This window comes from Bacteroides sp. MSK.20.12 (assembly GCF_019052435.1).
Lineage (GTDB): Bacteria > Bacteroidota > Bacteroidia > Bacteroidales > Bacteroidaceae > Bacteroides > Bacteroides xylanisolvens.
In genome coordinates this window covers 66175-73369 of the sequence record NZ_JAHQVH010000030.1, presented here as the reverse complement: position 1 = coordinate 73369, position 7195 = coordinate 66175, and the positions used below count along the sequence as shown (strand labels likewise).

Here is a 7195-nt window from a genome sequence, read left to right as displayed (position 1 = left end):
TACGAAATCTGCAAAGTCTTTGCAGAACTTGGTACATTCGACAAATTAAAATTACCATCTACATCTGTGATTGTACCTTGAGTGGTACCTTTTACCAACACAGAAGCGCCAACAACTGGCTGCCCGTCTTCTTCAGAAATCACAACGCCTGTGACTTTTTGAGTTTGGGCAGTTACCAGACCTATGCCCACAAAAAGGCATGCCAATAACAGCATTAATTTTCTTTTCATAAATTCTCTCTTAAAGTTTAACTTTACATTATTTGTATCTTTACTCTAACAATTTGCAAATATATTAATAAAACTGAAACTAACAATTATATTAATAAAAAAAGGTTGCAAATATAACATTTTGTTATTTTGTGTGCTGTATTTATGTCGATAAGCATGTTTTTTCTTATTAAAAGCGTTGATTGCCAAAATAGCTAGTAACACTTTGTATGAGCAAAATGCATCTTTTAATATTTCTTTTACTCGTTTTTAGTCATAAAACACCTTTAAAAGCTGTTCTTTTTGCTTTTTTCGTGGAAAAGCGAATAAAAAAGTGGCATTTAATTTAAAGTTTTGTGAATACTATATTATTTGAAGATTTATTTTTTTAGAGATATTAATGCTTATTCGTCTCTGATATAGCACAGAATTACGTCTAATTTGTTCTATTATTAATTTAAAAATGAAAGTATGGAAAAGATCAGTTACAACCTTGTGTTTAACAGAAAGAAGAGATTGAATAAAAAAGGAATGGCGTTAGTACAGGTAGAGGCCTATCTGAACAGAAAAAAAATGTATTTCTCCACCAAAATATATCTCAAACCCGATCAGTGGGATGCCAAACGAAAGATGGTGAAGAATCATCCTAATGCCAATGTTTTGAATCGTATGTTGTATGAGAATATAGCAGCTATTGAGCATACTGAACTTGGATTATGGCAACAAGGAAAAACAATATCGCTAGATTTATTAAAGAATTCGATTGATAAGCCTCTAAGTAACGGGAGCTCATTCTTAACTTTCTTCAAAGAAGAAGTCGCTAATTCTCTTTTGAAAGAGAGTACCAGACAAAATCATCTTTCCACTCTTGAATTACTTCAGGAATTTAAGAAAGAGATATTATTCACCGATTTGACATTTGAATTTGTGTCCTCATTTGATAATCACCTGCAGTCTAAAGGCTATCACCTTAATACCATTGCCAAGCACATGAAGCATCTAAAACGATATATTAACGTTGCTATAAATAAGGAATATATGGATATACAAAAGTATGCTTTTAGAAAGTATAAAATTAAAAGTATAGAGGGAAGTCATACGCACTTGGCTCCGGAAGAGTTATATCGCTTTGAAAATTTACAGCTAACAGGAAGATATACGAGGCTACAAAAAACAAAAGATGCTTTTTTATTTTGTTGCTACGCAGGGTTACGATATTCTGATTTCACCAGTCTGACCTCCGCAAATATTGTTGAATTCCATCAGGAAACCTGGATTATATACAAGTCTGTTAAAACTGGTATTGAGGTACGTCTTCCTTTATATTTGTTATTTGAAGGCAAAGGAATTGAGATATTGCAACGCTATAAAGATGATCTTGACAGCTTCTTTAAGTTGAAAGACAATTCTAATATCAACAAAGAATTGAATTTATTAGCAGGCTTGGCGAAAATAGATAAACGTGTGTCATTTCACACCGCCCGGCATACAAATGCCACCTTATTATTATATAGTGGTGCAAATATTACTACGGTACAAAAGCTATTAGGACACAAAAGTGTGAAGACTACACAGGTATATGCAAATATAATGGATATAACAGTGGTACGTGATCTTGAGAAAACGGCCTCATCAAAAAATAATAATAGGTACAAAAGCTAGATGAAAGTGTTCTGTTTTTAAGATTTAGTTTTAGAAATGGAGGGGCTAATTTTCTCTAATAGAAAGAAAAGTGTATAATTAAATGAAAGAATATGCAATTTCAGTTTCAAAAACGCATATACATAACCTAAATACACATCGTTATTACGAATATTATCACTCGTCCCATTTAAAGGAATAAAGTGTTCCTTTAAAAGGAACGAGTCATTGGTCGTAGAGAAGCCCTTGCTTTCTTTAAAAGGAAAGGATTAAAAGCTAATTTATAACCCTGATAGCCTCTAATAGCTATTAGAATCCGGCATTTGGGGTTCTTTCATTTTAGCGTCAGATAAATGATAAATACTTCTTTTTACATAATTAGATGTAATTACACAATCTCTTTGATACAGAAAAAGCATATAACCATCCAATATGAATATTCATCAATCATATTCTCTGCGATTTTGGAGAATATTTGAATCCACCCCTGCATATTTTAAAATATACAGTAATAAAATATGCATTTTTTCATCTGGAGTTTTTCTTTTTCTTAGATTATCGTTTGCTAATGAATATATTATTATAGTCAATAATTATTGGATATAATTTAGAACAATAAAACCATCTTCAACAGTTAAGATGGAAATAAGTTTTAGCTTATATCATATAAGACAAGAACTTAAATAATTAATTAATAGATGGTTATGTCCTATTTTTGATAGAAATCTGGTATCATAAATCAGCAAATTAATATGTTTGGTAGGTATTTAACATATTGATAATCTGCATAATAACTACAACAAAAGATTTATTGCCGAAGGAAAGTAAACATCGTGTATATTATTAGTAATCAAGATATTATAGTTGTATTTAGTTCTGCAAAGACTTTGCAGATTTCGTACATTGGTATGCAGACGCAGGAAGTGGTTATAAAACCGAATCTGAAAGTTGTGCTAAAATCTGATTCTCAGAAACTTGATGAGGTTGTGGTGACTGCGATGGGGATTAAACGTTCTGAAAAGTCTTTGGGATATTCAGTGACAAGTGTTAAAGGTGATGAAATAACCAAGGCACGTGAAAGTAATGTTTTAAACTCCTTATCAGGTAAGATCGCAGGTGTACAGATTGGACAGTCGTCAGGTACTGCAGGGGGAAGTTCTAGTATTCAGATTCGTGGTGCTTCTTCTATTGGTAGCGTGTCGTCTCCACTTTTTATTGTTGATGGTTTGCCTATTGACAATGGGGCGTTCAATCCGGACAGAACTAATGGCATTGTTGATGTTGGAAACCGTGCAGGAGATATTAGCTCGGATGATATCGAGTCTATTAATGTTTTAAAAGGGGCTGCGGCAACTGCATTGTATGGTGCGCGTGCGAAAGATGGTGCTATCGTAATAACTACCAAAAAAGGTAGTCGCAATTCGCAGGTATCTGTTACAGTTAATTCTTCCACACGTTTTGAGAATGTTTTGAAACTGCCAGATTTTCAAAATGATTACGCACAAGGAAGTTATGGCAAATATAATGTAAAAATGTTGAATGGTTGGGGGCCTAAGATATCTTCTGTGCAAGATCAGACATTTGCAGATTTTAAAGGAGAACAGGTTACTTTGCAAGCATATCCTGACAATGTAAAAGATTTCTATGAGACAGGTATGAGTTATATAAATAATGTCGCAATTGCTGGTGGTACAGAACGTTCTGATTTTAGAATCAGTGTCTCTACTACTAATCAGACAGGGGTGGTGCCCGGATCCGACTATAATAAATATGCTTTTGCCGTTAATGGTGGTATGAATTTCACCAAGAACTTCACAGGGCGAGTTTCAGCACAGTACATCCGCTCTGATTCGGAAGGACGGCCTGCTCAGGGATCTAATGATAATAACTTGCTCATTCCTTTGATAAACGGAATGCCGCGTACGGTAAATATCAACGATGTGAAAAACAATTGGATTGACGAATACGGTAAGCAAATATCACTGGATCCGGAAGGAAAGAGTAACAATCCGTATTGGATAATCAACAAGAATAAATTTACTAATCAGTTGGATCGTCTTATCGGCAATATTGTTTTGACTTATAAACCGATAGAAGGACTGACAATCTCGAATAATGCAGGAACTGACTTTTATACAGAAACCAGACGTAAAGTATATTCGAAAGGGACAATTGGTAATCTTGAAGGACAGTTCCAGACATGGGATCTCTATAAGCGTATTTTGAATAATGATTTGATGATATCGTATGAGAAAACATTTGCGGAAGATTATGGAGTAAAAGTAATGTTGGGACACAATATATATCAGGAAGACTGGAGAAATAATAATGTGTTGGCGCAAAATCTGGTTGTAGATGAATTGTATGCATATACTAATGCTAAGACAACGAGTCCGGTAAATTATACCTCTAAGAAACGGCTGGTTGGTCTTTATGGAGATATAAGCTTCAGTTATAAGAACATGGTATTTTTGGATGTGACAGGAAGAAATGACTGGTCATCTACATTACCTGTAAATAACCGTTCTTATTTTTATCCGTCAATTAGTGGTAGTTTTATTTTTACAGAATTGATGAAGAATAAGGATGTTTTGAGTTATGGAAAATTGCGTATGAGTTATGCTAATGTCGGTAGTGATGAACAACCATACCAGTTGGCGTTTCAATATACTCCGGTTAATTCTTATTTTTTGCAGTATAATTTAACGAATGTTTTTCCCCATAATGGATTAGTAGGATTTACAGGTCCTCGTGTATTGCCGAATGAGAATCTTAAACCACAAAATCAGGCATCGTTTGAGGTAGGTACTGATTTACGCTTTTTCCAAAATCGTATTCGTTTAGACTTGACTTATTATAAAAGTGTAACTAAAAATCAAATCGTAAGCATTGATGTTCCTTTGTCCACGGGGTATTTTGCCAATAATATTAATGCGGGAAAAGTATCTAATAAAGGGATTGAAGTAGCATTAGGAGTTACCCCTGTACAGACTAAGGATTTTAAATGGGACTTGGAGGCTACTTTTGCAAAAAACACCCAGAAAGTTGATGAGCTGGCAGAAGGGTTGGATGAGTACTCGTTGACTAGTGGATTGAGTGGATTGCAGATAAAAGCGGAAGTTGGTGGTTCGTTTGGTCTGTATGGTACAGGTTGGAAACGTGATGATTCGGGCAATTATGTTATTAACGAAAAGACAGGACTCCGTGAAATTGTAAACAATGTGCGTTTGGGAGATGTTTACCCGGACTTTACAATGGGTATTAATAATACGTTCTCTTACAAAGGTTTCACATTGAGTTTCCTGATAGATATTCGTCAAGGTGGTTCTCTTTACTCTGAAACAGTGGGTACTTTACGTACTACCGGACTTGCTGCTGAAACTGCTGCCCATCGAGAAGATGCGTCGTTTATTGAACCGGGAGTCATCTTACAATCTGATGGAACTTACAGAGCTAATGATGTGCCGGTTAAAAGTATGCAAGATTATTGGGGGCATGTGGCAAAATCAAGTAATAATGAGGGTAATATTTTCGATGCTTCATATGTTAAATTACGTGAGTTGAACTTTTCTTATAGTTTTCCTAGAAAATGGTTTAGAAGTTTCTTTGTCAAATCTCTTGATTTAGGCTTTGAGGCTCGTAATCTTTGGATTATAAAAGATCATGTGCCTCACATTGATCCGGAAGCTAACTTTTTTGGACCTGCACAGATCGGTGGGGGAGTTGAGTTCAATAGTATCCCGACAACAAGAAGTTTCGGATTTAATATTAGATTGACATTATAATAATTATCAAAGAGAAATAATATGAAAAATAAAAGATCAATATATACTATAGCAATCATATTTACATGTGCTATTTTGAGCTCATGTAGTGATTGGTTGGATGTTAATCATAATCCAAATTCTGCGGAAAAGGTGGATCCCGGGTATTTATTCAATTATGCAGTAGTGAATTGGGCTGGTAGTCGTACCGGAGGAGATGCTTACATTCCTCTTTCTCAAAGTATCCAGTGTCAGGCAGACGGCGGCGATGATTATGGGGGCTGGGCGGAAGGTTATTATGTCATAGATCCATATAGCCTTGGTAATACATGGAAGCATTACTATTCTGTTGGAGGTAATAATTTGCAGTTAGCTATCAAAAATGCTCAAGAAGCTACTCCTGTCAATCATAATGGAATTGCTCAATGTAAAATTATTCTAGCTCAACATATTTATGAGACAACAATGATATGGGGAGATATTCCATTTACGGAGGCTTGGATAGAAGGAGTTAAATATCCAAAATTTGATTCTCAGGAAGTAGTTTTGAATGGTGTAGTAAGCTTGTTGGATGAAGCGTTGAATGAGATCAACTTGGATGATCCTTTGGCCATTACTGATTACGATATTTTTTATAAAGGTGATATGCAAAAGTGGATTCGGTTGGCCAAATCTTTAAAATTCAGAACTTTAATGACAATGGTGGATAAAGATCCGACGAAAGCAGAACAGATTGGAAAGTTGATAAGTGACGGTGGTATGATTAGTTCGGCTGATGATAATCTGCAGTTCCCATATTTACAGACTGCCGGTAATGAAAATCCTAAATATAAAATATTGGAGAAGTATACAAATGGCATCAATATTATGTTTTTTGCAAATAATAATGTATTGAAGCCTATGCAGGAACGCAATGATTCTCGTATTTCCAGATATTTTGAACCGGGAGCTGACGGGCTGTATCGAGGCTTGGATACTCGGCAGGCAGCAGAAGAAACTGATGATGAAAATGCGGAGTTATTATCTTCCGTTATAAGTAAGTATCTTTTTAGAAAAGAGGCCCCTGAATTAATTTATTCTTATCAGGAACAGTTGTTTTTTGAAGCGGAAGCGTATGTACGTGGGTTGGGAGTAACTTCTAATTTGGTGAAAGCTAATGAATTATATAAGAAAGCTATTCAAACAGCTTGTGATTATTATGAAGCGGATCCGGTAAAGACAACTGAATTTATTGATGCTTTGGATGATTTAAACACATTGGAACCTGATAGAGCTTTATATGAGATTCATATTCAGCAATGGATTGATTTGATGGACAGACCGTTGGAAGAATTTGTACAGTGGAGAAGATCAGGATCCAATGGTAATGAGGTACCTGTACTTACTGTGCCGACAGAAGCTACTTCTCGGGAACTTATTCGTAGATGGGAATATAGTCCTGAGGAAATGACTGCTAATCCTAATGCACCCAAAGAATCTCCTAAAATTTGGGAAAAGATGTGGTTTGATTTATAGATTCTAAGGTGATAAATGATACGAAAAAGAGGACAATAAAACATTGTCCTCTTTTTTTTTGTTATA

4 protein-coding genes are annotated in these 7195 nt (G+C 35.1%); 3 read left to right on the top strand and 1 reads right to left on the bottom strand.

The genetic code is table 11. The features are described 5' to 3' along the window. On the bottom strand, nucleotides 1–230 hold a 230-nt coding region (locus tag KTR06_RS16025), incomplete at its 3' end, for a carboxypeptidase-like regulatory domain-containing protein (protein WP_217290554.1). Nucleotides 231–680: 450 nt separating this feature from the next. Here KTR06_RS16025 and KTR06_RS16020 point away from each other — a divergent pair. The 3 genes from KTR06_RS16020 to KTR06_RS16010 all read left to right on the top strand — a co-directional run bounded on the left by KTR06_RS16020 (nucleotide 681) and on the right by KTR06_RS16010 (nucleotide 7129). Continuing rightward, entirely contained in the window at nucleotides 681–1871 is a 1191-nt protein-coding gene (locus KTR06_RS16020; RefSeq protein ID WP_087319091.1) for a site-specific integrase, read from the top strand. Between the two features lie 812 nt (nucleotides 1872–2683). Continuing rightward, nucleotides 2684–5635 (top strand): SusC/RagA family TonB-linked outer membrane protein, encoded by a 2952-nt coding sequence (locus KTR06_RS16015; RefSeq protein ID WP_009041213.1) that lies wholly within the window; start codon nucleotides 2684–2686, stop codon nucleotides 5633–5635. 21 nt (nucleotides 5636–5656) lie between these two features. Continuing rightward, entirely contained in the window at nucleotides 5657–7129 is a 1473-nt protein-coding gene (locus KTR06_RS16010; protein ID WP_087319079.1) for a SusD/RagB family nutrient-binding outer membrane lipoprotein, read from the top strand. The last annotated feature ends 66 nt before the right edge of the window (nucleotides 7130–7195 follow it).